Consider the following 1,700-nt stretch of genomic DNA (forward strand, 5'->3'; position numbering starts at 1 on the left):
TCCCATTACGTTGTTAGCAGTTCCACCCCAGGGCGCCGAAGATTCATAGCCTGTCCACCCGAGTGGGAGGGGCTATGTTTATGTCCGTTCCCGCCGTCCGAAAGGACAGTGGAACTAGTCGCTGGCTTCGGTATGGCTTATTCCTGTCCCTGTTAAGAAAATGATCCGGGGGGTGATGCCACCGGAGACAGTGACATACTCAAACAGCTCAATAGGAACCTGACCCGGCCCAGGCGGCACGAGGTCTCACAGTAATGTGGATGCCAGCGCCAGTATGTCCGACCACCCCAGCGATGAAGCGTAAATAATCCAACTCCCTACTCATCGCTAGGAGGCACAGACTCATGGCCTATGACTTCGTCATTGGAATGGACGTCGGCAAATACTTCCACCACGCCTGCGTCCTCGATCCCCAGGGCAGACAAGTCCTATCCAAACGCATCAACCAGCACGAAGGCTCGCTACGCAAGCTCTTCGGCAAATTCCTGGCCAATGACGCCGAAGTCCTTGTCGTCGTCGATCAGCCCAACAACATCGGCAGGCTAACCGTCGCAGTCGCCCAAGCAATGGGAGCCGACGTTCGCTACCTCCCCGGGCTTGCCATGCGACAGCTTTCACGTATCCACGTCGGCAACTCCAAGACCGATGTACGCGACGCTTATGTCATCGCCCATGCCGGCCTCAACCTGCCAGATGCCCTGCGTAGCGTCGACCGCGTTGAGGAAGTCTTCCTCCAGCTGAAAGTCCTCAACGGTATCGACGAAGACCTCGCCCGCGCCTACACACGCCTGATCAACCAGATGCGATCCGCGCTCGTGGGCACCTACCCCGCATTCGAACATGTCCTACGTGGGCAGATGATTCACCGCAAGTGGATTCTCCACCTTCTGGCGAAATACGGTGGCCCCACCAAGATTCGACGCGTCGGCAAAGCACGGCTGACAGCTTTCGCACGTGGTCACAGGGCACGTAATCCTGAACCAGTTATCGATGCCATGCTTGCTGCGATCCACGGCCAGACGGTATCCATCGCCGGCGCAGAATACGCGGAACTTGGCGTAGCAATGTCCGCCAAAGATGCACTAGCCAAGCTGGAGCACCGCAAAGAGATTGAAGCCCAGGTACTCGAGCTGATCCAGGACATTCCTCAGACCGAGATTCTCTTGTCCATGCCCGGCATCGGCCCACGTAGCGCCGCGCAAATCCTTATGACCGTCGGCGATATGTCCGACTTTCCCAATGCAGCGCACCTGGCTTCCTATGCAGGCCTGACGCCGCAGACGAATCAGTCGGGAACGTCGATCATGTCGAATTCGCCCAACCGGGCCGGCAACAAGAAATTGAAGAACGCCCTATGGCAATCGTCCTTTGCATCGATCAGATTCCACGAGCGTTCCCGGCAATTCTATGAGCGAAAACGCAAAGAAGGCAAGAGACATAACGCCGCAGTCGTCGCGCTCGCACGCCGACGCCTCAACGTCCTCTTCGCCATGATGCGCAGCGGAGAGCTCTACAGAGACATCCCCACAGCCCAGGAGGCCGCTGCGGCCTAGCCCCTACCAGCCCCGGAGCCGATTGCGCAGGAAGCCCAATCGGCTCTTCAGCATGCCCGAAAACAACATCCGCAGCGTGAAGCAGAACCCCTTCACACCCCCAGCAACCTCACCCACGGAGTTGACAACCTATATAGGAACACCCCC

Annotated in this window: 1 protein-coding gene; it reads left to right on the forward strand. The window is 58.0% G+C overall.

What is annotated here, in order from left to right; genetic code table 11:
* Positions 1-344 precede the first annotated feature (344 nt).
* Complete coding sequence (locus HMPREF3155_RS05490; protein WP_049152104.1) at positions 345-1,553, forward strand: IS110 family RNA-guided transposase; 1,209 nt, start codon at positions 345-347, stop codon at positions 1,551-1,553.
* Positions 1,554-1,700 lie beyond the last annotated feature (147 nt).

The organism is Corynebacterium sp. HMSC06D04 (assembly GCF_001807315.1).
Lineage (GTDB): Bacteria > Actinomycetota > Actinomycetes > Mycobacteriales > Mycobacteriaceae > Corynebacterium > Corynebacterium simulans.

Bases quoted from the DNA above. Each gene is read 5' to 3' on its own strand.
- HMPREF3155_RS05490 (WP_049152104.1), top strand. From the start codon at position 345: ATGGCCTATGACTTCGTCATTGGAATGGACGTCGGCAAATACTTCCAC.